This is a genomic window from Pandoraea sp. XY-2 (assembly GCF_004193915.1).
GTDB classification, from domain to species: domain Bacteria; phylum Pseudomonadota; class Gammaproteobacteria; order Burkholderiales; family Burkholderiaceae; genus Pandoraea; species Pandoraea cepalis.
Genome location: NZ_CP030849.1, coordinates 1871027 through 1895236, shown reverse-complemented (window position 1 = coordinate 1895236; position 24210 = coordinate 1871027). Strand labels below are relative to the sequence as shown.

Annotated in this window: 21 protein-coding genes and 2 pseudogenes; 9 read left to right on the top strand and 14 right to left on the bottom strand. The window is 63.4% G+C overall.

The window, feature by feature from the left end:
• Positions 1 to 12 precede the first annotated feature (12 nt).
• From leuD to DRB87_RS08635, 10 genes are all read right to left on the bottom strand, one after another.
• On the bottom strand, positions 13 to 663 hold the full coding sequence (gene leuD, locus DRB87_RS08680) for a 3-isopropylmalate dehydratase small subunit (protein WP_130025614.1): 651 nt from the start codon (positions 661 to 663) through the stop codon (positions 13 to 15).
• A 121-nt stretch (positions 664 to 784) separates the two neighbouring features.
• The gene (locus DRB87_RS08675; protein WP_130025613.1) at positions 785 to 913 is read right to left on the bottom strand and encodes an entericidin A/B family lipoprotein; all 129 of its coding nucleotides are present in this window, start codon (positions 911 to 913) and stop codon (positions 785 to 787) included.
• A 55-nt stretch (positions 914 to 968) separates the two neighbouring features.
• Positions 969 to 2378 carry a 3-isopropylmalate dehydratase large subunit gene (gene leuC / locus DRB87_RS08670; protein ID WP_130025612.1) on the bottom strand — a complete coding sequence of 470 codons (1410 nt, stop codon included), beginning with the start codon at positions 2376 to 2378 and terminating at the stop codon, positions 969 to 971.
• 281 nt (positions 2379 to 2659) lie between these two features.
• Positions 2660 to 3961 carry a citrate synthase gene (locus DRB87_RS08665; protein WP_130025611.1) on the bottom strand — a complete coding sequence of 434 codons (1302 nt, stop codon included), beginning with the start codon at positions 3959 to 3961 and terminating at the stop codon, positions 2660 to 2662.
• 29 nt (positions 3962 to 3990) lie between these two features.
• Entirely contained in the window at positions 3991 to 4263 is a 273-nt protein-coding gene (locus DRB87_RS08660; RefSeq protein WP_026131783.1) for a succinate dehydrogenase assembly factor 2, read from the bottom strand.
• 10 nt (positions 4264 to 4273) lie between these two features.
• Positions 4274 to 4978 (bottom strand): succinate dehydrogenase iron-sulfur subunit, encoded by a 705-nt coding sequence (locus DRB87_RS08655; RefSeq protein WP_026131782.1) that lies wholly within the window; start codon positions 4976 to 4978, stop codon positions 4274 to 4276.
• Between the two features lie 12 nt (positions 4979 to 4990).
• Entirely contained in the window at positions 4991 to 6766 is a 1776-nt protein-coding gene (gene sdhA, locus DRB87_RS08650; RefSeq protein WP_017233055.1) for a succinate dehydrogenase flavoprotein subunit, read from the bottom strand.
• A gap of 3 nt (positions 6767 to 6769) precedes the next feature.
• Positions 6770 to 7135, bottom strand: a complete 366-nt coding sequence (gene sdhD / locus DRB87_RS08645; protein WP_017233054.1) for a succinate dehydrogenase, hydrophobic membrane anchor protein — start codon at positions 7133 to 7135, stop codon at positions 6770 to 6772.
• Between the two features lies 1 nt (position 7136).
• Positions 7137 to 7550, bottom strand: a complete 414-nt coding sequence (gene sdhC / locus DRB87_RS08640; protein WP_026131781.1) for a succinate dehydrogenase, cytochrome b556 subunit — start codon at positions 7548 to 7550, stop codon at positions 7137 to 7139.
• Positions 7551 to 7741: 191 nt separating this feature from the next.
• Positions 7742 to 8584, bottom strand: coding sequence for a UTRA domain-containing protein (locus DRB87_RS08635; protein WP_130025610.1), 843 nt, complete (start codon positions 8582 to 8584; stop codon positions 7742 to 7744).
• A 340-nt stretch (positions 8585 to 8924) separates the two neighbouring features.
• Here DRB87_RS08635 and DRB87_RS08630 point away from each other — a divergent pair, with 340 nt between their 5' ends.
• The 6 genes and pseudogenes from DRB87_RS08630 (at position 8925) to DRB87_RS08605 (ending at position 17461) form a co-directional block, all read left to right on the top strand.
• Positions 8925 to 9908 carry a malate dehydrogenase gene (locus DRB87_RS08630; protein ID WP_026131780.1) on the top strand — a complete coding sequence of 328 codons (984 nt, stop codon included), beginning with the start codon at positions 8925 to 8927 and terminating at the stop codon, positions 9906 to 9908.
• Positions 9909 to 10480: 572 nt separating this feature from the next.
• Positions 10481 to 10978: a hypothetical protein gene (locus DRB87_RS08625; RefSeq protein ID WP_130025609.1), complete on the top strand. Its 498-nt coding sequence runs from the start codon at positions 10481 to 10483 to the stop codon at positions 10976 to 10978.
• Between the two features lie 209 nt (positions 10979 to 11187).
• Positions 11188 to 13896: an aconitate hydratase AcnA gene (gene acnA, locus DRB87_RS08620; RefSeq protein ID WP_130025608.1), complete on the top strand. Its 2709-nt coding sequence runs from the start codon at positions 11188 to 11190 to the stop codon at positions 13894 to 13896.
• Between the two features lie 206 nt (positions 13897 to 14102).
• Positions 14103 to 15588: pseudogene (locus DRB87_RS08615) on the top strand (AlkA N-terminal domain-containing protein).
• Complete coding sequence (locus DRB87_RS08610) at positions 15585 to 16148, top strand: methylated-DNA--[protein]-cysteine S-methyltransferase (protein ID WP_130025607.1); 564 nt, start codon at positions 15585 to 15587, stop codon at positions 16146 to 16148. The pseudogene DRB87_RS08615 and the gene DRB87_RS08610 overlap by 4 nt, the downstream one beginning before the upstream one ends.
• Before the next feature lie 134 nt (positions 16149 to 16282).
• Positions 16283 to 17461: a DUF2863 family protein gene (locus DRB87_RS08605; protein WP_017233045.1), complete on the top strand. Its 1179-nt coding sequence runs from the start codon at positions 16283 to 16285 to the stop codon at positions 17459 to 17461.
• Between the two features lie 70 nt (positions 17462 to 17531).
• Here DRB87_RS08605 and DRB87_RS08600 read toward each other — a convergent pair whose 3' ends face one another.
• Positions 17532 to 18269 (bottom strand): tRNA (guanosine(46)-N(7))-methyltransferase TrmB, encoded by a 738-nt coding sequence (locus DRB87_RS08600; RefSeq protein ID WP_130025606.1) that lies wholly within the window; start codon positions 18267 to 18269, stop codon positions 17532 to 17534.
• A gap of 314 nt (positions 18270 to 18583) precedes the next feature.
• Between DRB87_RS08600 and DRB87_RS08595 the strand changes: the two genes are divergently transcribed.
• The gene (locus DRB87_RS08595; protein ID WP_130025605.1) at positions 18584 to 19255 is read left to right on the top strand and encodes a BspC domain-containing protein; all 672 of its coding nucleotides are present in this window, start codon (positions 18584 to 18586) and stop codon (positions 19253 to 19255) included.
• A 44-nt stretch (positions 19256 to 19299) separates the two neighbouring features.
• Here DRB87_RS08595 and DRB87_RS08590 read toward each other — a convergent pair.
• Both DRB87_RS08590 and yaaA read right to left on the bottom strand, forming a co-directional pair.
• Positions 19300 to 20447, bottom strand: a pseudogene (locus DRB87_RS08590) (M14-type cytosolic carboxypeptidase).
• A 66-nt stretch (positions 20448 to 20513) separates the two neighbouring features.
• Positions 20514 to 21293 (bottom strand): peroxide stress protein YaaA, encoded by a 780-nt coding sequence (gene yaaA / locus DRB87_RS08585; protein ID WP_130025604.1) that lies wholly within the window; start codon positions 21291 to 21293, stop codon positions 20514 to 20516.
• 47 nt (positions 21294 to 21340) lie between these two features.
• Here yaaA and DRB87_RS08580 point away from each other — a divergent pair, with 47 nt between their 5' ends.
• Together DRB87_RS08580 and DRB87_RS08575 are read left to right on the top strand one after the other, a co-directional pair.
• Complete coding sequence (locus tag DRB87_RS08580; RefSeq protein ID WP_130025603.1) at positions 21341 to 21853, top strand: putative toxin-antitoxin system toxin component, PIN family; 513 nt, start codon at positions 21341 to 21343, stop codon at positions 21851 to 21853.
• A gap of 139 nt (positions 21854 to 21992) precedes the next feature.
• The gene (locus DRB87_RS08575) at positions 21993 to 23189 is read left to right on the top strand and encodes a pyridoxal phosphate-dependent aminotransferase (protein ID WP_240756230.1); all 1197 of its coding nucleotides are present in this window, start codon (positions 21993 to 21995) and stop codon (positions 23187 to 23189) included.
• A gap of 108 nt (positions 23190 to 23297) precedes the next feature.
• Here the strand turns inward: DRB87_RS08575 and DRB87_RS08570 are convergent, their stop codons facing one another.
• The gene (locus DRB87_RS08570; RefSeq protein WP_130025602.1) at positions 23298 to 23954 is read right to left on the bottom strand and encodes a glutathione S-transferase; all 657 of its coding nucleotides are present in this window, start codon (positions 23952 to 23954) and stop codon (positions 23298 to 23300) included.
• Between the last annotated feature and the right edge of the window lie 256 nt (positions 23955 to 24210).

Here is a 24210-nt window from a genome sequence, read left to right as displayed (position 1 = left end):
AGTGCGCGGGCCTCAGCCCGGCAGGCGCGTTGCGAGCCACGGCTGCTTGGCGAGCCGCTCGGCCTCGTAGGCGCGAATCTTGTCGGCGTGACGCAGCGTCAGGCCAATGTCGTCGAAACCGTTCAACATGCAGTACTTGCGGAACGGCGCGATGTCGAACTCGTAAGCGCGACCGTCGGGCGTCATCACCGCTTGCTTGTCCAGATCGATGGTCACCTGAAAGCCGTTGAACGCGGCAGTCTCGTTGAACAGATGATCGACCTGCATCTCCGACAACGCGATAGGCAACAGCCCGTTCTTGTAGCAGTTGTTGAAGAAGATGTCGGCGAAGCTCGGCGCGATGACCGCGCGGAAGCCGAACTGCTGCAACGCCCACGGGGCGTGCTCACGCGAGCTGCCGCAGCCGAAGTTCTTGCGTGCGAGCAGCACCGTGGCGCCCTGATAACGCGGCTGGTTGAGCACGAAGTTCGGGTTGAGCGGACGCCCGCTGCAATCCTGGCCCGGCTGGCCGACATCGAGATAACGCCACTCGTCGAACAGGTTCTGGCCGAAGCCCGTGCGCTTGATCGACTTCAGGAATTGCTTGGGGATGATCGCGTCGGTATCGACGTTTTCGCGATCCAGCGGCGCCACCAACCCCGTATGGACGGTAAATTTTTCCATCACGAACCACCTGATCAAAACAGTTCGGCTGCGGCCGGTTGCGAAGCGCCCTGGCCGTCAAAACCGGAAATTTCATCGGTGCGCACGCGCGGCGATTGCCCGCGCGATGCGCACCGTCGCATCACTTCTTCGCGGCGTTTTCGAGGGCCGAGCCAGCGGCTTGCGTATCCTTGCCAAGGCCCGCCATCGTGTTGCAGCCCGACACGCCCAGCACCAGCACCGCACCGATCAGCATCCACAGTTTCTTCATGGTTTTTTCTCTGTCAAAGTCGATGTCAAACGACGGTTATATCGATGCGAGTGCGTCAGACCAGACGACGCACGTCGACGAAATGGCCTTCGATGGCGGCGGCCGCGGCCATCGCCGGACTCACGAGGTGCGTACGCCCGCCCGCGCCCTGACGGCCTTCGAAGTTACGATTCGAGGTCGAGGCGCAACGCTCGCCCGGTTCCAGACGGTCGGCGTTCATCGCCAGACACATCGAGCAGCCCGGCTCGCGCCATTCGAAGCCGGCGGCCTTGAAGACCTGATCCAGCCCTTCCTGCTCAGCCTGATGCTTCACCAGCCCCGAGCCCGGCACGACCATCGCCAGCCGCACGTTCGGCGCCACACGCCGACCGAGCGTCTTCACAACGTACGCCGCCGCGCGGATATCTTCGATACGCGAGTTGGTGCACGAGCCAATGAACACCTTGTCGACGTTGACACTGGCCATCGGCGTGTTCGGCGTCAGCGCCATGTACTCGAGCGCGCGCTCCATGGCACTGCGCTTGACCGGGTCCTTTTCCTTCTCGGGATCCGGCACACGGTCTTCGATACTCACGACCATCTCCGGCGACGTGCCCCAGCTCACTTGCGGGCGCAACGTGTTCGCGTCGATCTCGACCACGTGGTCGAACGCCGCGCCCGGATCGGTGTGGAACGTACGCCAGTAGGCTTCGGCCTGCTGGAATTCCACACCCGAGGGTGCGAACGGACGGCCCTTCACGTACTGGATCGTCGTGTCGTCCACCGCCACCAGACCGGCACGCGCACCGGCCTCGATGGCCATGTTGCACACGGTCATCCGGCCTTCCATCGTGAGCGAGCGGATCGCCGTGCCAGCGAATTCGATCGTGTAGCCCGTGCCGCCGGCCGTGCCGATCTTGCCGATGACGGCCAGCACGATGTCCTTGGCGGAACAACCGCGCGGCAGCGTGCCTTCGACCTTCACGAGCATGTTCTTGCTCTTCTTCATGAGCAGCGTCTGCGTGGCGAGCGTGTGCTCGACTTCAGACGTGCCGATGCCGAACGCCAGTGCGCCGAACGCGCCGTGCGTGGACGTGTGCGAATCGCCGCAGACCACCGTCATGCCGGGCAGCGTGGCGCCCTGCTCCGGGCCGATCACGTGCACGATGCCCTGACGCAGGTCGTTCATCTTGAATTGGGTGATGCCGAAGCTGTCGCAGTTGTTGTCGAGCGTGTCGACCTGCAGACGCGAAATCGGATCGGCGATACCTTGCGTGCGGTCGGTGGTCGGCACATTGTGATCCGACACCGCGAGGTTGGCAGACAGTCGCCAGACCGGACGCTTCGCGAGTTTTAGCCCCTCAAACGCCTGCGGACTGGTCACCTCGTGCAACAGATGACGGTCGATGTAGAGCAACGTAGTGCCATCGTCCTCGGTATGCACGACATGTGCATCCCACAATTTGTCATACAGCGTCTTGGCCATGATAAAAACGCGGGGCTAAATATCGTTGTAGGAACAAACGTCGTTCCGTGAACTTTTGATTATGCCATAGCGCTTTCGCGCCGGCGGAATACGAAATCCCCGGGAAACCGGGCGGTAAACGCACGATCAACCGGGGATTTGTGCGAATCACGGCAGCTTGTGCCGTGGCTTCGAATATAGCGCAACGAGGGCTCGTTGCGGCGCCGCACCGCCTTGCCGTTTCGGCAAGGTTGCAGTGCCGGCACGGCAAGGAGGCGCCGTGCCGAACGCCTCCGACAGGCTTAGCGCTTGTCGATGGTCACGACTTCGCGCGGCGTGTGGCCGATGAACAGCTGACGCGGACGACCAATCTTCTGGTCCGGCTCACCGATCATTTCGTTCCACTGCGCGATCCAGCCCACGGTACGGGCCAGGGCGAAGATGCAGGTGAACATCGACGTCGGGATGCCCAGCGCGCGCTGAACGATACCCGAATAGAAGTCGACGTTCGGGTACAGCTTGCGCGACACGAAGTATTCGTCTTCCAGCGCGATCTTCTCGAGCTGCATGGCCAGCTTGAACAGCGGGTCGTCGTGCAGGCCCAGTTCGTTGAGCACTTCGTAGCACGTCTCGCGCATGAGCTTGGCGCGCGGGTCGTAGTTCTTGTACACACGGTGACCGAAGCCCATGAGCTTCACGCCCGAGTTCTTGTCCTTCACCTGCTTGATGAATTCGGGGATCTTGTCGGGCGAACCGATCTGCTCGAGCATGGTCAGCGCGGCTTCGTTCGCACCACCGTGCGCCGGGCCCCACAGACACGCGATACCGGCAGCGATACAGGCGAACGGGTTGGCGCCCGACGAACCGGCCAGACGCACGGTCGACGTGGAGGCGTTCTGCTCGTGATCGGCGTGCAGGATCAGGATGCGGTCGAGGGCGCGCACCAGCACGTCGTTGACCTCATACTCTTCGCACGGGTTCGCGAACATCATGCGCATGAAGTTCGCGCTGTACGACAAGTCGTTGCGCGGATACACGAACGGCTGGCCGATGCTGTACTTGTACGCCATCGCAACGAGCGTCGGCAGCTTGGCGATCAGGCGGATGGCCGAGACTTCGCGGTGCGTCGGATTGTTGATGTCCAGCGAGTCGTGATAGAACGCCGACAAGGCGCCGACCGAACCGGTCAGCACAGCCATCGGGTGCGCGTCACGGCGGAAACCGCGGAAGAAGAAATTCATCTGCTCGTGCACCATCGTGTGACGGGTCACGGTCTTGACGAATTCGTCCTTCTGCTGGGCGTTCGGCAGTTCGCCCTTGAGCAGCAGATAGGAGCTCTCGAGGAAGTCGCAGTGGGTGGCCAACTGCTCGATCGGGTAGCCGCGATACAGCAGCTCGCCCTTGTCGCCATCGATGTACGTGATGGCGGAATTGCACGCCGCCGTCGACATGAAGCCCGGGTCATACGTAAACTTGCCGGTCTGGCCGTACAGCTTGCGGATATCGATTACATCCGGGCCCATCGTTCCCTGATAGATCGGCAGTTCGACGCTGGGCGAACCGTCAGAGAAAGATAGGGTGGCTTTAACATCAGACGGAGTCATATCGCTTCCTCAAAAAAATACTTAAACCCCTACACGGCACGCAAAAGCGCCAGCAGGCGCTGCACGTCCGGCCCGTCCAGATCCGCGTCGGGCTCTTTACGCGCTAGCAGCAGATCCATCAAATCGTTGTCGCTCAAATCGAGCAACCTGGTGAGGGCGCCCACATCCTCGTCGGTCATCGAGGCTTCGTACTTCGCGAAGAAGCGTTCGAGAATGAGGTCGTTTTCCAGCAAACCGCGGCGTGCCCGCCAACGCAGGCGGGCACGTTTGACCGGATCGGACTGGTGATTGATATCCGGCATGATCGCTAGGTCAGACGGCGCGACGCACCATCAGCTCCTTGATCTTGCCGATGGCCTTCGTCGGGTTCAGACCCTTCGGGCACACATCCACGCAGTTCATGATCGTGTGGCAGCGGAACAGGCGGTACGGATCTTCCAGGTTGTCCAGACGCTCGCCGGTGGCCGTGTCGCGGCTATCCGCAATAAAGCGGTACGCCTGCAGAAGACCGGCCGGACCGACGAACTTGTCCGGGTTCCACCAGAAGCTCGGGCACGACGTGGAGCACGACGCGCACAGAATGCATTCGTACAGACCATCGAGCTCATCGCGCTGTTCGGGCGACTGCAGACGCTCCTTCTCCGGTGCCGGCTCGGGGTTGATCAGGTACGGCTTGATCGAGTGGTACTGGTTGAAGAAGTGCGTCATGTCGACGATCAGATCGCGAATGACGGGCAGCCCCGGCAGCGGCTTCAGCACGATCTTGTTCGGCAGATCGTTCATGTTGGTCAGGCAGGCCAGACCGTTCTTGCCGTTGATGTTCATCGCATCCGAGCCGCACACGCCTTCGCGGCACGAGCGGCGGAACGCGATGCCTTCATCGAGCTTCTTGAGCTTGACCAGCGCATCGAGCAACATGCGCTCATGACCGTCGAGTTCGACCTCGTAGGTCTGCATGTACGGTGCGGCATCCTTGTCCGGATCGTAGCGGTAGACTTCAAAAATACGTTTCATGATCTTGCGAATCCCTTAGAACGTCCGCGCCTTGGGCGGAACCGAGTCGACGGTCAGCGGCTTCAACTGCACCGGCTTGTAATCCAGACGGTTGCCTTCGCTGAAGAACAGCGAGTGGCGCATCCAGTTGGCGTCGTCGCGCTCCGGATAATCGCTGTGCGCGTGCGCGCCACGGCTTTCCTTGCGGGCTTCGGCTGCGATCATGGTGGCCTTGGCCACTTCGATCAGGTTGTCCACTTCCAGCGCTTCCATGCGCGCCGTGTTGAACACCTTCGACTTGTCCTTCAGGTGAACGTGCGACACGCGCTCGGCCACTTGCTTGATCTCGTCCACGCCTTCCTTGAGCAGGTCGGACGTACGGAACACGCCGGCATGCTTCTGCATCGTCGCGCGGATGTCGTTGGCGATGTCCTGTGCGTACTCGCCCGTGCTGGAGGCTTCCAGACGACCCAGACGCGCCATGGCGTTGTCGCCGGCATCGGCGGGCAGCGGCTTGTGCTCGCCGTGGTTCTTCACGAAGTCGACGATGTGGTTGCCGGCCGCACGGCCGAACACCACGAGGTCGAGCAGCGAGTTCGTGCCCAGACGGTTGGCACCGTGGACCGACACGCAGGAGCACTCGCCCACGGCGTAGAAGCCGTTGACCGGGGTCGATTCGCCGTTCTGCTGCACGACAACCTGGCCGTTGTAGTTCGTCGGAATGCCACCCATCTGGTAGTGGATGGTCGGCACGACGGGGATCGGTTCCTTGATCGCGTCGACGTTGGCGAACTTCAGGGCGATTTCGCGAATCGACGGCAGGCGCTTCATGATCGTCTCGGCACCGATGTGCGAGAGGTCGAGCAGCACGTAGTCGCCATTCGGGCCGCAGCCACGGCCTTCCTTGATTTCCTGGTCCATCGAACGCGACACGAAGTCACGCGGCGCCAGATCCTTCAGCGTCGGGGCATAGCGCTCCATGAAGCGCTCGCCGTTCGAGTTGCGCAGAATACCGCCCTCACCGCGAACACCTTCGGTAATCAGCACGCCCGCGCCGGCCACGCCGGTCGGGTGGAATTGCCAGAATTCCATGTCTTCGAGCGGAATGCCCGCACGCGCGGCCATGCCAAGACCGTCGCCGGTGTTGATGAACGCGTTGGTTGAGGCGGCATACACACGGCCGGCACCGCCGGTGGCGAACAGCGTGCACTTGGCTTCAAGCAGGTAGACTTCGCCGGTTTCGAGCTCGAGCGCCGACACGCCCAGCACATCACCGTCTTCGTTGCGAATCAGGTCGAGCGCCATCCACTCCACGAAGAAGTGGGTCTTGGCCGCCACGTTCTGTTGATACAGCGTGTGCAGCAGGGCGTGACCGGTACGGTCGGCGGCCGCGCAAGCGCGCTGGACCGGCTTCTCGCCGTAATTGGCCGTGTGACCGCCGAACGGACGCTGGTAGATCGTGCCGTCCGCGTTACGGTCGAACGGCATGCCGAAGTGTTCCAGTTCGTAGACGGCGTTCGGCGCCTGACGGCACATGAACTCGATCGCATCCTGGTCGCCGAGCCAGTCGGAGCCCTTGATGGTGTCGTAGAAGTGGTAGTGCCAGTTGTCTTCGCTCATGTTGCCGAGCGAGGCGCCAATGCCGCCCTGAGCGGCCACGGTATGCGAACGGGTGGGGAACACCTTGGACAGCACGGCGACCGACAGACCGGCCTTGGCCAGTTGCAGCGACGCGCGCATGCCCGAACCACCTGCGCCCACGATGACAACGTCAAAGCGGCGACGCGGCAGCGAATTTTTAATTGCAGCCATTCTTTACACTCTCCACAGAATCTGCGCGGCGTAGCCAGCACACGCCAGCAGCCAGACGATCGTCAACGTGTACAGCGCCAGTCGCACACCGACCGGCTTGACGTAGTCCATCCAGATGTCGCGCACACCGACCCACGCGTGATAGAACACCGCGAGCAGCGTGACGAACGTCGCCAGCTTCATCCACTGATGCGAGAAGATGCTTGCCCAGCCTTCGTAGGAGAAATCCTTGGCGGTGAAGAACCACACCAGCAGGATCACGGTGTACACGGCCATGATGACCGCGGTCAGACGCTGCGCCATCCAGTCGCGCAGGCCGTAGTGGGCGCCGACGACCAGGCGCTTCGAACCGATATTGTTCTGTGCCATCTTAGAACGCTCCGAACAGCTTGAGGGCGACGGCCAGCGTCAGCACCAGCGACACGACCAGCACGACCACGGCCGAATTCTTGCCGCCTTCCTTGCTCACGGCGTCGTGATTGAAGTCCATGCGCAGATGGCGCACGCCGGCGCAGAAGTGCTGCAGGAAGCCCCACGACAGTGCCAGGATGACAAGTTTGACAAACCAGTTGGAGGCGATGCTTCGCAGAACGTCGAAGCTGAGTTCCGACGTGAGGCTCTGTTCGAACAAATAAAGCGCGAACGGCAACAGAAGGAACAAGATCACACCGCTAATACGGTGCAGAATGGACACGATCCCAGCCAGCGGGAGACGGTACGAGACAATCTGTCCAATACCGATATTCCTGTAGACTGGCCGCTCTTTTTTTACCACTTCAGCCATGCTAGACCCCATGTAGTTACATCAGCCCCAGATTTTAGCGCCGATTCTAGTGCGTTGCACCATACCGGTTCCAATGCTCCGGAAATTCCTGCCGACAGCACGCACTCCGCCGCCGCTCATGCCTGGACTTTCAGGCACTCGCCGGCCACGACGCCGGCTCGCCCCTGGGAAGTCGCCACCCTCTCAATGCGTCAACTCAATTCGTTCTGGTAATGATGTTCCGTCGTCACGTACCAGCCCCGGCGCACTTCCACCGGCTTGTCCCCGTAAGTGTAGGAAACACGCTCGACGCTCAACAGCGGAAACCCCTTCGGCACCTTGAGCAGATCGGCGGTCATGTCGTCCGCGGCCACGGCGCGAACTTTTTCCACGGCGCGGATCATGCGTGTGCCGAATTCATCTTCGAACAGGCCGTACATCGGCCCCTTGTATTCATTCAACCTTTCCGCCGTCAGGCCGCGGAACAGCGCGCCCGGCAACCAGATTTCGTCGAGCACCGTGGGACGGTCCGAGAAATCCAGCATGCGGCGGATCAGAATGACGCCATCGCCCGCGCGCAAATCGAGCTGGCGCGCGATTTCCGCCGGTGCACGCATACGGCGGCACTCGATCAGGCGGCTGGGCGGGTGATGGGGTTCGCCCGAATCGGGCGCGAGTCGCAGAAACCGGAACTGCACCCGGTCCTCGTGATGGGTCGCGACAAACGTGCCGCGCCCCTGACGGCGCACAAGCAGGTTTTCTGCGGCCAGTTCGTCGATGGCTTTGCGCACCGTTCCCTGGCTCACCTTGAAACGGGCGGCCAGCTCGACTTCGCTGGGAATGATTTCGCCGGGCTTCCATTCGCCGGCTTGCAGACCCTGGGTAATGAGCCCCTTGATCTGCTGGTACAGCGGGCTGAAGGTCGGCGACGCTCCTGCCGAAGCCGCACTCTGCGGGGCCTGGGAGGCCGGTGCGGCGTCACGCGCGCTGTCCGGTCGCTGCGGAGCATCGACAGGCGTCGTGGGGTTGGATGTGTCGCGAACATTCGCATTCATGGCGGCGATTTGACCACAAATCAAGACCTTCGTCTATCGAATAACAGCAATAATCCTATGTCTTATATAAGACATAAGATACAGTTGACATTCGTTGTGGCGACTCCTACACTGGCGCGGGCTAACAGGGGCCTGCAGACGCAGCACGGCTATCTTATAAGAGAGTCCGGCGCTTCGCACTTATTCACGGCAGTCGACCCCGCAGCCCGCAAGCTTCCGTAGGTCAAGGAATTTTAGGGGCTTTGTGTGACGCGGCGCTGTCAGCCTGGCGAAAATGCCACCCGGACGGCGAGCTTACTCCGAGCTTCGCAGGAATTTGTACACGTCTGGAGAGATTCTCATGGCAAAACCCGCAATGCGTGTCGCCGTCACCGGCGCCGCTGGCCAAATCGGCTATTCCCTGCTGTTCCGCATCGCCAATGGCGACATGCTCGGCAAGGATCAGCCCGTCATCCTGCAACTGCTCGACCTCCCGCAAGCTCAAGCCGCCGTCAAGGGCGTTGTGATGGAGCTGGAAGACTGCGCATTCCCGCTGCTCGCCGGCGTGGTTGTGACCGACGACCCCAAGGTCGCCTTCAAGGATGCCGACGTCGCCCTGCTGGTGGGTGCCCGTCCGCGCTCGAAGGGCATGGAGCGCAAGGATCTGCTCGAAGCCAACGGCGCAATCTTCACGGTGCAGGGCAAGGCCCTGGATGAAGTCGCCAAGCGTGACGTCAAGGTGCTGGTCGTCGGCAACCCGGCCAACACCAACGCCTATATCGCCATGAAGTCGGCACCGAACCTGCCGAAGGAAAACTTCACCGCGATGCTGCGCCTGGACCACAATCGCGCCCTGTCGCAACTCGCCGCCAAGACCGGCAAGCCGGTCGCGAGCATCGAGAAGCTGGCCGTGTGGGGCAACCACTCGCCGACGATGTACGCCGACTACCGCTTCGCCACGATCGACGGCCAGAGCGTCAAGTCGATGATCAACGACGACGTGTGGAACAACGACGTGTTCCTGCCCACGGTTGGCAAGCGCGGCGCCGCCATCATCGAAGCCCGCGGCCTGTCGTCGGCCGCTTCGGCGGCCAACGCGGCCATCGACCACATCCATGACTGGGTGCTGGGCTCGAACGGCAAGTGGGTCACGATGGGTATCCCGTCGGACGGCTCGTACGGCATTCCGCAAGACGTGATCTACGGCGTGCCGGTGATCTGCGAAAACGGCAAGTACAAGCGCGTGGAAGGCCTCGAGATCGACGCTTACTCGCGAGAAAAGATGAACTTCACGCTCAACGAACTCGAAGAAGAGCGCGCTGGCGTGGCACATCTGCTGGGCTAATCCCCCAGGGACTCGACCCCGGACGGCGTCATGAGCGTCGTCGGGGGCCGAAACTGCGCCGGCGGCTTACCCCCACTGCCGGCGCAACTCCCGCGATCGACGGAACGGCTCTAACGTCCGCAGCCCAGTGACGACATTTTGCGCAACGGTCCGCGCCATCTATCGCGCTATGACCTCGGCACGACGTCACGCAACACCGAGCGATTTCTTGGCCAAGCCAATGCCACGCCTGACTGCCGTGCCCCGCGCGCCATACCGGGCGACCGGTGAGCGCGCAATGTCCGCAGCGAGCGCGCCGCATGGTTCCCGGCGTTGGCTTCGCCAAGCATCCCGCCCGACACCCGTCATGTCCTCGCTCGACAACGGTTTCACGCGCGAGCGCCGTCCGGCCCCGCGCCCTCTCGAATTCCGCACTGCAACACCCCGCTCAGCGACGCCGGTCCGTACCGCCGACGCCGATGGCGCTTCGCACGAAGGAATTGAAAAAATTTGTATGGTGACGCCGACCAACGCAAACTTCGTACGATAATCTGCGTTTTTGTCGCACCTTACCTATTGTTTGGAGATTCACCATGAAGAAGCTTTGCCTGACCGTGTTGGTCGCCCTCTGCTCTGCCGCCGTTGTGCCTGCCGCGTTTGCCGCTGAACCGGCCAGCCATACTGCGGCCAAGAAGGCCGCACCGAAGAAGAAGCTGAAGCGGGCGCCCGCCAAGAAGAAGGCGACCGTCGCCGCTGCGCCGGTGCAACCGGTGGACGGTTCGGAACTCTGGAGCTGCAAGGAAAACGAGAAGCTCTTTATCAAGGGCGACATGAAGCGCGACCAGGTGCTCACCATGTTCTGGGAAGGCCGCAACTACAAGCTGCCGCGTCAACAGACGACGACCGGCGCAGACCGTTTCTACGACGCCGCCAGCGGTTTGGATCTGGTGGTGATTCCGGCCAAGGCCATGCTGTTTACGCACCGTGATGGCGGCAGCCGACTGGCCGACGAGTGTTTGACGCGCGAAATGGCGGAGCACGACAAGCTCGCCCCGACGCAATCGGTTCAACTGATCAATGTGACCAACTGAGCCACGCTCGGTTGACATCGATCGCTCGAGGCGCCGGCCGCTTTCCTGTTGCCGCCTCGGCATGACATGCAGTCCCCGGCGTACGGGTTACGCCGGTCGCTCGCCGTACCGGCATCGCAGGGGCGCCCACGCCGGCGCCCCTGCGATGCCGGGCTTCATTGAATGGCATTACCACCGCTTCGTTTTTCTGTATCACTCAAGGAAAGATCATGGCCCACAACCTCCACAAAACGCTTAAAGAGTTCAAGCTCGGCGGCAACAAGAAAGGCAAGTTCTACTCGCTGCCCCAACTGGGTAAAGCCCTGGGTGTGAACGTCGAACGCCTGCCGGTGTCGATCCGCATCGTGCTCGAGTCGGTGCTGCGCAATTGCGACGGCAAGAAGGTCACCGAGGCGCACGTCCAGCAGCTGGCCAACTGGAAGCCGAATGCCGAGCGCGTCGACGAAATCCCGTTCGTCGTGGCACGCGTCGTGCTGCAGGATTTCACGGGCGTGCCGCTGCTGGCCGACCTGGCCGCCATGCGTAACGTTGCCGAGCGCCAGGGCAAGAACCCCAAGCGCATCGAGCCGCTCGTGCCGGTGGATCTGGTGGTTGACCACTCGGTCACGATCGATCACTTCCGCGAGAAGAAGGCGCTCGACTTGAACATGAAGCTGGAATTCCAGCGCAACAACGAACGCTATCAGTTCATGAAGTGGGGGATGCAGGCGTTCGACACATTCGGCGTCGTGCAACCGGGCTATGGCATCGTGCACCAGGTGAACCTGGAGTACCTCGCACGTGGCGTGCACAAGAAGGACCACGTGTTCTACCCGGACACCCTGGTCGGTACCGACAGCCACACGACCATGATCAACGGTATCGGCGTGGTGGGCTGGGGGGTGGGCGGCATCGAGGCGGAAGCCGGCATGCTGGGTCAACCGGTGTACTTCCTCACGCCTGACGTTGTCGGTGTGGAACTGACGGGCCGTCTGCGCGAAGGCGTGACCGCCACCGATCTGGTGCTGACGATCACGGAAATGCTGCGCCGCGAGAAGGTCGTCGGCAAGTTCGTCGAATTCTTCGGCGAAGGCACGACGAGCCTGGCGCTGCCGGACCGCGCCACCATCGCCAATATGGCGCCGGAATATGGTGCCACGATGGGCTTCTTCCCGGTCGACGAAAAGACGATCGACTACTTCAAGGGCACGGGGCGCACGAAGTCGGAAATCGACGCCTTCGAATCGTACTTCAAGGCCCAGAAGCTGTTCGGCATTCCGAAGAAGAACGACATCGACTACACGAAGACGCTCTCGCTGGATCTGGGCACGGTTGCACCGTCGCTGGCCGGTCCGAAGCGTCCGCAGGACCGCATCGAAATCGGCAACGTGAAGTCGACGTTCAAGGACCTGTTCACGAAGCCGGTCGCCGAGAACGGTTTCAACAAGACCGAAGCGCAGTTCGACACGACCTACAAGACCGCCGGCGGCATCGACGTGAACAACGGCGACGTGCTGATCGCGGCGATCACGTCATGCACGAACACGTCGAACCCGAGCGTGCTGCTCGCTGCCGGCCTGCTGGCCAAGAAGGCGGTGGAAGCCGGCCTGAAGGTCGCACCGCACATCAAGACGTCGCTCGCCCCGGGAAGCCGCGTGGTGACCGAGTACCTCGAAGCGGCCGGCCTGCTGCCGTACCTCGAGAAGTTGGGTTTTGGCGTGACGGCCTACGGCTGCACGACCTGTATCGGTAACGCTGGCGATCTGACGGCCGAGCTCAACGACGTGATCGTGAAGAACGACATGGTCGCTGCCGCCGTACTGTCGGGCAACCGTAACTTCGAAGCGCGCATTCACCCGAACATCCGCGCCAACTTCCTGGCGTCGCCGCCGCTGGTCGTGGCCTACGCCATCGCCGGCAACGTCACGCGCGACCTGATGACCGAGCCGGTCGGCAAGGGCCGTGGCGGAAAGGAGATCTTCCTGGGCGACATTTGGCCGACCAGCGAAGAAGTCCAGAAGCTGATGAAGTTCGCGATGAACGCGAAGACCTTCAAGGCGAACTACGACACGGTGAAGGACCCGAGCCCTCTGTGGGCCAAGGTCAAGGGTTCGAAGGGCCAGGTCTACGATTGGCCGGGTTCGACGTACATCGCCGAGCCGCCGTTCTTCGAAGGCTTCACGATGGAGCCGAACGCCGACATCAAGCCGATCCATGGCGCGCGCGCACTGGGCGTGTTCGGCGATTCGGTCACGACCGACCACATCAGCCCGGCCGGCTCCATCAAGGAAAGCTCGCCGGCAGGCAAGTGGCTGCTCGAAAACGGCGTGCTCAAGGCCGATTTCAACAGCTACGGCTCACGTCGTGGTAACCATGAAGTGATGATGCGCGGCACGTTCGCCAACGTGCGCATCAAGAACCTGATGATCCCGGTGCAGGCCGACGGCTCGCGCGTGGAAGGCGGCCTGACGATTCACCAGCCGAGCGGCGAACAGTTGTCGATCTACGACGCTGCGATGAAGTATGTCGGCGAGAACACCCCGACGGTGGTGTTCGGTGGCGAAGAGTACGGCACGGGTTCGTCGCGTGACTGGGCGGCCAAGGGCACGCAACTGCTGGGTGTGAAGGCGGTCATCGCGCGCTCGTTCGAGCGTATTCACCGCTCGAACCTGGTCGGCATGGGCGTGCTGCCTCTGCAGTTCAAGGGGTCGGACAGCGCCCAGTCGCTGGGCATCACGGGCGAAGAAACGTATGACATCGAAGGTCTGTCGGCCGATATCAAGCCGCAACAGGACGTCACGCTGGTGATCCATCGCAAGAACGGCGACACGCAGAAGGTGCAAGTCCTGCTGCGTATCGACACGCCGATCGAAGTCGATTACTACAAGCATGGCGGCATTCTGCCGTTCGTGCTGCGTCAGTTGCTGGCTGCTGCCTGATCAGCCACGCTGTCGTGACCCACGCTGCCGGGTGACGATTCGTTGCCCCGCAGTCCGCAAAACCCGGCCCCGTGCCGGGTTTTGTCTTGTTGGGGGGATGTGTCGCTGTCATGTCCGAAAATGACTAGCACCTCATGCGCCTCGCGCGTAGAGTGGCAGGCATAGTCTCTGACCTCGTGCCGCCGGACCCACGCCGCCCCATGTCCATGCCCCTCGACCCAGAAGTCTGCTACAAGGCCGTCTCCGCCCGTGACCGGCGCTTCGACGGCTGGTTCTTCGTCGGCGTGTCATCGACCGGCATCTACTGCCGGCCGGTGTGCAACGTGCGCACGCCCCGCTTTGAAAATTGCTCGTTCCATGGCAGCGCCGCCGCCGCAGAGAAGGCTGGCTTTCGTCCGTGCCTGAAATGCCGTCCCGAACTCGCGCCCGGCCTCGCCCGTTTCGACGCCACCCGCGAACTCGCCGACGCCGCAGCCGCCATGATTGACGAAGGCTTCCTCAATCACGCCAGCCTCCCTGCCCTCGCGGACCGAATCGGCATCACCGAACGTCACCTGCGCCGCATCTTCGCTGACGAATTCGGCGTCTCCCCCGTGGAGTACGCGCAGACGCAACGACTCCTGCTCGCCAAACGTCTGCTGACCGATACGGCCATGCCCGTCACCGACGTTGCGCTCGCCGCCGGCTTTGGCAGCGTTCGGCGCTTCAACGGACTCTTCAAGACCCGCTACGGCTTCCCCCCGGCCGGCTCCGCCTGAACGCCCACCACGACGCCCTGCGCGGCAGCGATCTCGTGTTCCAGCTCGCGTATCGTCCGCCCCTCGCCTGGCACGCCCTGCTCGACTTTCTCGGCGAGCGCGCCATCGAAGGGGTCGAGCGACGCGATGACGACGTCTACACCCGTACGCTGAGCCTTGAACAGCCCGACGGACAGACGATCTCGGGCTGGTGTCGCGTCACCCCACTGCCGGATCGCCATGCGCTTCAGGTGACATTGCCGCCCACGCTGGCCGGCAGCGTGCCGCAGGTGCTGGCCAAGCTTCGACATTTGTTCGATCTCGGCGCGCGTCCAGACGTGATCGACGCGCACCTCGGCCCACTCGCCGCGGCGACGCCCGGCCTGCGCGTGCCGGGGGCGGTCGACGGTTTCGAGATCGCCGTGCGCGCCATCGTCGGCCAGCAGATCACCGTCAAAGGGGCGCGACGCTTGCTCGGCCGGCTCGCGCAACGCTTCGGCACGCCACTGCCCGCCCCGCGCACGGGCTGACGCATACGTTTCCAAGTGCCGCGCAACTCCTCGCCGTCGCCCCCGACGCCCTCGGCGAAGCCGGTATCATTCGAAGTCGTATCGCCGCCATTCACGGGGTCGCACAAGCGATGGTCAACGGCCGCTTGCGGCTCGATCCCCTGGTACCGCTGGACGCCACGCTCGACGGTTTGCTCGCGATCAAGGGCATTGGCCCCTGGACGGCGCAGTACATCGCAATGCGCGCGCTCGGCTCGCCCGATGCGATGCCCGTCGACGATCTGGTCCTGCGTCAGGCACTGGGCGCAGCCGATGGCCGTGCGGTCGCCGCGCGGGCGGCACAATGGGCGCCATGGCGGGCGTATGCTGCGCTGCACGTCTGGCGCGCGGCAGCACAGGGACCGGCGGGCCAGCCGGTCGAGACTTTGCAGGAGGTGTGCGCATGACCCACTACGAAACGTATTACGACAGCCCGCTGGGTGACATGCTGCTCGTCGCCAACGGCGACGCCCTCACCGGCGTGTATTTTTCGCATCAGAAGTATTTTCCGCAAGCGGGCGACACGCGCCGCGATGGCGCCGACGTCGCGGTCCTGCGTGACGCGAAGCGCCAGCTCGACGAGTATTTTCACGAAGGACGGCGCACCTTCGATCTGGCGCTGGCGGCGCACGGCACGCCGTTTCAGCAAGGCGTCTGGGCCGAACTGCAACGCATTCCGTTTGGCGAGACGCGCAGCTACGGCGACCTCGCGCACGCGTTGGGCGACCTCAACAAATCGCGCGCGGTCGGTGCCGCGAACGGCCGAAATCCGATCGCGATCATCGTGCCCTGCCACCGCGTGATCGGCGCAGACGGCACGCTCACCGGCTACGCCAGCGGCGTCGAGCGCAAGCTTGCCTTGCTCTCGCTGGAAGGGGCCGCGCTGGCCCCGGTGACAGGCGCCACCCAGATGGCCACGCGTCGAACCCGACTCTCGGCGCCCGCCAATCTCGCGTTCGATTTCTGACGGCCCGGGGCGCCAAGGCCGCGCCATATCGTCATTTTCAGGGCCGGCACGATGCAATAGGTGCGCGCGTCCCATCAATCGCGTTCACGCATGCCGTACAATCGTGAGTCCATGTATTTCTGCTTTGCACGACTATGCGCTCACGCACCGCCAAACGACTGACGCCCGACGCTGAAAAGCTGGTCGGCCATGCGCTCGCGCTCGCTGCCTCCGGCAGCCGTATCGAAGACCGCTTCTGGGAGGCCCAGCTCGACACGTTGCTCACGCGCGTGCTGCGCACCGGTAACCAACCGGCCATCGACGCCGCCCTCGACCATCTTCAGGCCAACCACAGCGAGGCCTATGGCGCGCTCGCCGATCTGATCGAGTCGCAAAGCGAATCCGCCGAACCGGAAGCCGAAGGTCAGGTGTGGGACGGTCTGCTCGTCGCCATCCCCATCCTCGCCTGGACCCGTTACGCGATTCCCTCGGGGCCGGTGAAAGCCGACGCGCTCATGCCCGTTCGCGCGCATCTGCACGCTCACGTGCTGGCCGAACCGGCGCGCGTGACCATTTCGCCGTATCTCTACAGCATCGACCAACTGCCGCGCACGCACTGCGAGTCGTGGAAGGTCACACAGCAATTGGTACGCGCGGCGGTCGAGAACACCGAAGTCAAGCAACCCGGCAGCGACCTGCCGGAAACGGCCCCGATTCTCGCCGACCCGCGCTTCCTGCTCGCGGCCGTCAGCGTACCCAAGGGCGCGCCGATGTTCCGTTGGCAGGAAGAAGGGGCGCGCCACGCCGAACGCGGCCAATGCCAGGAGGCATGGTCGACGCAGGGCGGCCCGAACCTCAATGCACTGCTACCCGGCTGCGAAATCGAGTGCCTGCTGCCCGACGCCTATTATGCGAGCTGCCGCGAAGCCGACGAGCGCATCCGGCCCCACACGATCCGCACGGCGCTGCGCTATCTCGAAGACGTGCTCACCCTCACGCCGGCCGAGTTGCGCGCCGTGGTGGCGGGCTTCGGCGAGCAGAACATTGACGAGTACCGCATCGGCTTCACGCAGCGGGGCAGCAACGACGTCATCTATGGGGTCGTGTGGCCGCTCTACGGTCGCGAGAATGGCGAGATCGAAGGCGGCGCGCTCGAGGAAGTCGCCGATCTGCTCAAGGCCTGCGGTGTGACCGAGATTCGCAAGCACCCGGGGCGCTTCGATCCGGAGTATTGCGACGATTGCGGCGTGCCGCTGTATCCGGATCCGGTGGGCGAAATCGTGCATGCGGAAATGCCGGAGGACGCCGAACCGAGCCGTCCGCATTTCCACTGATCGGCGGCGTGTCGAAGCGACGCGCGACGACAGCAAGACAATGGCCGTGCCCGATCAGTGCGCGGCCATTTTATTTGGGCGACGCGTTCGGCGTGCTCCACCTGTCACCCGGCGCCGATGGCAACGACGACGGCAACGTCACGACACATCGATGCAGCCCATGTCCCGATGCCAGATACTTGCGCTCGAACGGCGTCATGGGAGCGACGCCCCCCTCAGGCGTCCAGACCTCCACGGCCGGGCGCACACCGCTGAGCCACTCGACGGCCAACGCCATTTCCTCGATGTAGAGATCCCAGTTGCTGCGGCACTCCAGCACGCCGCCGAGCGCCACCACCGTGGGGAACACCGCGTGGGCATGCCAGCGTCGGGCGAGTTGGCCGATCTTCGGCCACGGGTTCGGATAGAGAAGGTAATGACGTGCCGGGCGAATGCCGGCCTCGAACAGTTGCCGCCAGAAGTCGACCAGATCAGCCCGCACCCACACGAAGTTCTCGGGCCACGCCCCGCCCCACCAATCCTTGCCGCGCACGATGCGGCTCTCCGATTGATCGATGCCAATGACGAAGTGATCGGGAAACTGCGTGGCCAGCCGCAACGTGCTTTCGCCGACACCGCATCCTGCATCAATGATCAGCGGTGCGGCGCCGGCGCTGCGCCACGCGACGATGGCGGCCTCGAACGCCCCCGCGCTATAGGCGGCGAGCGGCTTGCGAAAGACCGCGTCGCGATGACGTCTGACGAGCGCCGCCAGTCTGTCGTGCGGGCCGGTTTGAGCACTGGCCACGGTGCGTGAATTTGCGAACATGCTGAAATGAAGAAACGCGGGGCGAACGAAAGGCGTGCCTGCCGCATGCGCGAGGTTTTCTGCGCGGCGACGCGTCGGTCAGGCCCGCATTGTAGCGCTCTGTAACTTTCGCGGTCAGTCCTGTTACGTCCGAGGGCTTACCCGGCGGGCGTCGGCGACTTTTTTTCGGTTAAGATGGGAGCCGCTTTGCCGTTGTCTATCATAATGCGGTCAAGCCTCTTCGCGAGCGGCGCGTGCCGAAGACTCCTACGATGGGTCATCGCATGCCCGCATTGCTCTGCAATGCCTTAGCGCCCCCGAGAATACTTCAAGCAATGTCAAATCGATTTTTTCAACGCGCCGCCGGCGTCGTGATGCGCGCCGCGCGACAGGTCGTCGCAGCCGCACAGGCAGCCCCCATCGCATCCGTCGCGTCCGTCGTGTCCGTCGCTGTCCCTCTTTGCCTGTGCGCCGTTGCGGCCCCGGCACAGGCCTTCACCCTCGAACAACATCGCGCGCTGGTTGAGCAGTTCGTCAACACGCGTCACGCCGATCCGCTGGTGGCCGATTGCGCCGCGCACGCCAGTTTCGTCGTTGCCACGCTGCCCGGATACGAGAGCGTCGAGTATGCCGAGAACGCGCTCGATTCGGAGCATGCCAAGGTCTTGCCGTGGTCAGGGCCATTTGACGACCACAAGCAACGTGTGGACGTCACGCAGATGGTCGAACTCGACGGCGTCGGCAAGCGCACCAGCGGCCAAACGGACAACATCCATATTCGCTGCGGCTACGCCGACGGTCGCATGATGGGCTTCAACTATACGTCGCCGCTATCACAGGTCGAACAGCCGGTGACGCGTGCCAAACGCGGCAGCTCGCACGGCAAGGTGAAGCACGCGGCCGCGAAATCGGGCCGGCATGGCACCTCGTCCAAGGCGTCGCGCGGCAAGTCGTCGGCGAAGTCGAGCAGCACCAAGAAGACCGCGACGAAAAAGAAATCGCACTGAGCGCCGGGTGACGGTCGGCGCTCGCGCTGACCGTCCCTCCCCTCTCACGCGTTATCGGCCTGCATCTGTGCCCAGATCGCGGCAAGCATCGACGCGCCCAACGCGGCGCTTCGCGCGCCGCTCCACCCGACGTGCGGATCGGGACGGTTCGCGTTGTCCTTGAACGGCATCTCGAGTGTGAGCGACAGGCAGCCGAAGCGATGGGCGACCCACTTCGACGCGAGCTTGAGCGAGTCCGGCCCGTGTTTGCCCGGCGGATAGCCGAACCTGTCCTGGAAATCGAGGCTCGCCGCCTTCAGGCGCTCGCCGAAGGCCTTCTCGCGCGCGAGTGTCTCGTCGGTCGCCCATTCCACGCCGTCGTTGCCCGCCAGGAATACGTAGGGCAGCGCCTCGTCGCCGTGAATGTCGAAGAACATGTCGCAGCCGAGCGTCTCGATGGCTGCGCGCACGTGATACACCTCGGGCTGCGCATCGGGTCCGGCGCCAGCCACTCGCGATTGAGATTCGCGCCCACCGCATTGGTCCGCAGATGGCCGCGCGCCGAGCCGTCCGGATTCATGTTCGGCACGATATGCAGCACCGCTTCGTCGAGCACCGCCGTGGCGAGCGGGTCGCCCGCCCAGTCGCCCGCCCCGAGCAGGCGGCGCAAGAGCCCTTCCACGAACCACTCCGCCATCGTCTCGCCGGGATGCTGACGCGCGATCACCCAGAGATTGCGCTTGCCCGCGCGCGGTTCGCCCACGGTGAGCAACGTCATATCCCGCCCGTCGACGGTTTGCCCCAACGAGCGCGAACTCACCCTCGGCGAGTTCTGCGCCGTGCCGAGCAGTGCCAGGTGACGCTCCTCGGCATACGGCTCGAAATACGCGAGATACACGCTGTCATGCGCCGGCGTGAACGACACCGTCATGACCTTCGCGTCGTACGAGGTCGGCACGCGGAACCAGTTCACGCGATCGTACGACGCCACCGCGCGGTAGTTCTCCCAACCGCGCGGATACGAGGTTTGCCCCGCGTTATCGAACACGATTCGGCACGGCGTACCGCCCACCCCCTGCACACGGAAATGGAACCACTGCGCAAATTCGGCGGCACCGTCCCGGGCAATGCGCACGTGAATGTCGTCGGCACGCTCGGCACTCACCACTTCGATGGCGCCGCTATCGAACTTGCTGCTGATCTGGACGGTCATGACTTGTCTCGCTGGCGGAAATCAAAAACCCCGGGACACTTGCCCAGGGTCGAAGGCTCACGAACCTCAGGCCACGCGACGGCGGAAGACCCAAAGCGCATCGTTCGAAACCGTGTGGTCGAACGCGTAGCCTTCGCTGTCGAAGGCCTTGAGCTGCTGCACGTCGGTCACGCCGCGCTCGATGGCGTAACGCGCCATCAGGCCGCGCGCGCGCTTGGCATAGAAGCTGATGATCTTGTACTTGCCGCTCTTCCAGTCCTCGAACACCGGCGTGATCACCGGCGCCGCCACCAGACGGCGCTTGATGACCTTGAAATACTCTTCGGACGCCAGGTTCACGAGCACGCGACGCGTCTCGGCGTGCTCCGCGAGCGACGCGTTGATCGTCTGCGTCACACGCTCGCCCCAGAACGCGTACAAATCACGCCCGCGCTTATTGGCAAAGCGCGTGCCCATCTCCAGACGATAGGGCTGCAGCAGATCGAGCGGGCGCAGCACGCCGTACAGGCCCGACAGAATGCGCAGATGTTTCTGGGCGAAGTCGAGCTGCGTGGCGCTCAGGGTGCGGGCCGCGAGGCCCTCGTAGACGTCGCCGTTGAAGGCCAGCACGGCCTGCTTGGCATTGCTCGTGTCGAAGCGGGCGTTCCAGTCGGCGTAGCGGGTGACGTTCAGCGCGGCAAGTTGATCGGAAATGCTCATGAGCGAGCCCACCTGTGCCGGGCTCAGTTCGCGCAGACCGTCGATCAGTTCGGCCGCGTCGTCGACGAACTGTGGCACGGTGTGCGTGCTCACGTGCGGCGGCGTTTCGTAGTCGAGCGATTTGGCCGGCGAGAGAACAATTATCATATCGGGTGCAGCGTCCCTGCGAAAACGAGAAACCGACATTCTATCCAATGCTTCAGAACGCTGTTGCCACGCCCGCCGAACGGGCCTTCGCCGAGCATCTCGATACGCTCGCCACGCCACCGCGCGTGGTGCTCGACACCAATGTCTGGATCGACCTGCTCGTCTTTGACGACCCCATTGTGCGAGCACTGCGCGATGCCCTCGTCGAGCGCCGCCTCACGGCGCTCATGGCGTCGCGCTGCCGTGACGAACTCGCCGTGGTGCTTACTTATCCGCAATTCGCGTCGCGCGAAATCGACAACGACGCCGCGCTCGCCTGGGTCGACGCCAACACGCATCGCATTGTCGTGCCGGAAGACGCCACGCCGGGCGCCCCGCTGCCGTTGTGCCGCGACCGCGACGATCAGAAATTCCTCGAGGCCGCACGCGACGGTCATGCACACTGGCTCGTCAGCAAGGACAAAGCAGTGCTTAAGCTGCGCAGCCGGGTGGCACGCCAGTTCGGCTTTCGCATCGTGACGGCGAGCGCGTTCGCGTCGCTGCTCAATGCGAACGGGTAATGTCCGAAAGTCCGATCGGAATCGGCGGACGCATGGCCGCGGCATGTCCGAAAACGCGGCCCAACCTCCGGCATCGCCCGCAGGCCGGGCGCAGCGGCGGTAGAATGGCGGCCTGATCACTGCATCGTCCACTGCCTACATGAACGCGCCCCACACCGCATCTGTCGCGCCCGCCGCTCAGGCGTTGGTCGCCCCGCCGCTTGCGTCACGTCTGCCGAACGTCGGCACCACCATTTTCACCGTGATGTCGGCGCTCGCCGCCGAGAAGCAGGCGGTGAACCTCGGGCAGGGCTTCCCCGATTTCGCGTGCGATCCGAAGATCGTCGATGCCGTCTCGCGAGCCATGCGCGATGGCCACAACCAATACCCGCCGATGGCCGGCGTACCGGCACTGCGTCAGGCGATCGCCGACAAGATCGGCAAGCTGTACGGGCAGCATTACGACTGGAACACGGAAATCACGGTGACGGCCGGTGCCACCCAGGCCCTGCTCACGGCCATTCTCGCGTGCGTGCATCCGGGCGACGAGGTGATCGTGTTCGAGCCGACGTATGACAGTTACGTGCCCTCGATCGAGCTGGCCGGTGGCAAGCCGGTGTTCATCACGCTCGACGCACCCGAGTTTCGCATTCCGTTCGACAAGCTTGCGGCGGCGATCACGCCGCGCACGCGTCTCATCCTGTTCAACACGCCGCACAATCCCAGCGGCACCGTGTGGCACGAACACGATCTCGCGAAGCTCGCCGAGATCGTGGCCGGCACCGACATCCTGCTGATCTCGGACGAGGTCTACGAACACATGGTGTACGACGGCAAGCGGCATGAGAGTGTGGCGCGCCATCCCGAACTCGCGCGCCGCAGCTTCATCGTGTCGAGCTTCGGCAAGACGTATCACGTGACCGGCTGGAAGGTCGGATTCGTGGCGGCGCCGGCGTCACTCTCGGCCGAATTCCGCAAGGTGCATCAGTTCAACGTGTTCACGGTCAACACGCCGATGCAGGTCGGTCTGGCCGACTACATGCGCGACCCCGCGCCCTACCTCGAACTTGCGGGCTTCTACCAGAAGAAGCGCGACCTGTTCCGCGAAGGGCTAGCGGGCACGCGCTTCAAGCTGCTGCCGTGCGAAGGCACTTACTTCCAGTGCGTGGATTACAGCGCGATCAGCGACATGAGCGAAGCCGACTTCGCGCTGTGGCTGACCGGCGAGATCGGCGTGGCAGCGATTCCCGTCTCGGCGTTCTACCATGAGCCGCATGAATCCGGCGTGGTGCGCTTCTGCTTCGCCAAGCAGGACGACACGCTGCGCGAGGCGCTGACACGACTCGCCAAGATCTGACGCGAACCGCGTCAGCAAGACGCTAAAAGGGCCGCGATCTTTTTCAAATCGCTGCCCTTTCGTTTTTGCCTCGGCGCGTGATGCGCGGCGGTGGCAGGCTCGGCGGAATTACCCCGCCTTCTTTGCCTGCTGTGCCTGCTGGTACGCCTTCTGCTCGGCGCGCATGCGCTGGAACGACTCGCGTTCGGCGAGCCCCTTGCCATACGCCTTCCAGTCGATGCCGGCCGCTTGCAGGAAATCCTCCCCATACACGGCTTGCGTGGCCATCCCCAGGATCGGCAGATGGATGCCCGCGGCGACGTCGGCCATCGAGAAGGTATCGCCGGCAAGGTAAGGCGCAAACTTCGCCAGCCGCTTGAACGCCACGATGTTGCGGCGCAGCAGCTTCTCGGTGCGTTGGCGCGTGCCATCCGAGGCCGTCGCGCCAAAGAACGCCTGCCCGTAGATGTCGCGCACAACCAGCTCCAGGTGCAACTCCACCATCGTGAGCAGTTCGCGCTCCTTCGCCTGCCGCCACGGATCTTTCGAGAAAAGCGCGGGCGACGGATGCGTCGCTTCGAGGAAATCGCAGATCACCTGCGACTCGGACAGGAACCCTTGTTCCGTTTCCAGATACGGCACCTTGCCGAGCGGCGAGCATTGCAGCAGCGACTCATCCTGGCAGGGAATCGACTCCGACTCCTCGAATGCCAAGCCCTTCTCATACAGTACTACCTTGACCTTGTTGTAATAGTTGCTGATGGGAAAACCGTACAGCTTCAACATGATGTCTCCGATGCGTCACGGCTAGCGCCTCGGTTGTGGCCGAGGCCGCGGCACGTGTGCAGTGTCATGATGCGTCCCTGGTGCGCTGCCGCCGATGGAGCGGTAGCGCGTCGTTGTCGGCCGATCGCGCGACGGTGGTGCGACGGTTGCAGCATCGTTGTCGATCCACACGCTCTTCACGTCATGCAGCGAGAGCCACGGGGTCAACCTTGGCGATGCGTGCCGCCGACGCGACTGGCGGCCACCCGCAGTGTAA

Bases quoted from the DNA above. Each gene is read 5' to 3' on its own strand.
- leuD (WP_130025614.1), bottom strand. From the start codon at position 663: ATGGAAAAATTTACCGTCCATACGGGGTTGGTGGCGCCGCTGGATCGC.
- DRB87_RS08675 (WP_130025613.1), bottom strand. From the start codon at position 913: ATGAAGAAACTGTGGATGCTGATCGGTGCGGTGCTGGTGCTGGGCGTG.
- leuC (WP_130025612.1), bottom strand. From the start codon at position 2,378: ATGGCCAAGACGCTGTATGACAAATTGTGGGATGCACATGTCGTGCAT.
- DRB87_RS08665 (WP_130025611.1), bottom strand. From the start codon at position 3,961: ATGACTCCGTCTGATGTTAAAGCCACCCTATCTTTCTCTGACGGTTCG.
- DRB87_RS08660 (WP_026131783.1), bottom strand. From the start codon at position 4,263: ATGCCGGATATCAATCACCAGTCCGATCCGGTCAAACGTGCCCGCCTG.
- sdhA (WP_017233055.1), bottom strand. From the start codon at position 6,766: ATGGCTGCAATTAAAAATTCGCTGCCGCGTCGCCGCTTTGACGTTGTC.
- sdhD (WP_017233054.1), bottom strand. From the start codon at position 7,135: ATGGCACAGAACAATATCGGTTCGAAGCGCCTGGTCGTCGGCGCCCAC.
- sdhC (WP_026131781.1), bottom strand. From the start codon at position 7,550: ATGGCTGAAGTGGTAAAAAAAGAGCGGCCAGTCTACAGGAATATCGGT.
- DRB87_RS08635 (WP_130025610.1), bottom strand. From the start codon at position 8,584: ATGAATGCGAATGTTCGCGACACATCCAACCCCACGACGCCTGTCGAT.
- DRB87_RS08630 (WP_026131780.1), top strand. From the start codon at position 8,925: ATGGCAAAACCCGCAATGCGTGTCGCCGTCACCGGCGCCGCTGGCCAA.
- DRB87_RS08625 (WP_130025609.1), top strand. From the start codon at position 10,481: ATGAAGAAGCTTTGCCTGACCGTGTTGGTCGCCCTCTGCTCTGCCGCC.
- acnA (WP_130025608.1), top strand. From the start codon at position 11,188: ATGGCCCACAACCTCCACAAAACGCTTAAAGAGTTCAAGCTCGGCGGC.
- DRB87_RS08610 (WP_130025607.1), top strand. From the start codon at position 15,585: ATGACCCACTACGAAACGTATTACGACAGCCCGCTGGGTGACATGCTG.
- DRB87_RS08605 (WP_017233045.1), top strand. From the start codon at position 16,283: ATGCGCTCACGCACCGCCAAACGACTGACGCCCGACGCTGAAAAGCTG.
- DRB87_RS08600 (WP_130025606.1), bottom strand. From the start codon at position 18,269: ATGTTCGCAAATTCACGCACCGTGGCCAGTGCTCAAACCGGCCCGCAC.
- DRB87_RS08595 (WP_130025605.1), top strand. From the start codon at position 18,584: ATGTCAAATCGATTTTTTCAACGCGCCGCCGGCGTCGTGATGCGCGCC.
- yaaA (WP_130025604.1), bottom strand. From the start codon at position 21,293: ATGATAATTGTTCTCTCGCCGGCCAAATCGCTCGACTACGAAACGCCG.
- DRB87_RS08580 (WP_130025603.1), top strand. From the start codon at position 21,341: ATGCTTCAGAACGCTGTTGCCACGCCCGCCGAACGGGCCTTCGCCGAG.
- DRB87_RS08575 (WP_240756230.1), top strand. From the start codon at position 21,993: ATGAACGCGCCCCACACCGCATCTGTCGCGCCCGCCGCTCAGGCGTTG.
- DRB87_RS08570 (WP_130025602.1), bottom strand. From the start codon at position 23,954: ATGTTGAAGCTGTACGGTTTTCCCATCAGCAACTATTACAACAAGGTC.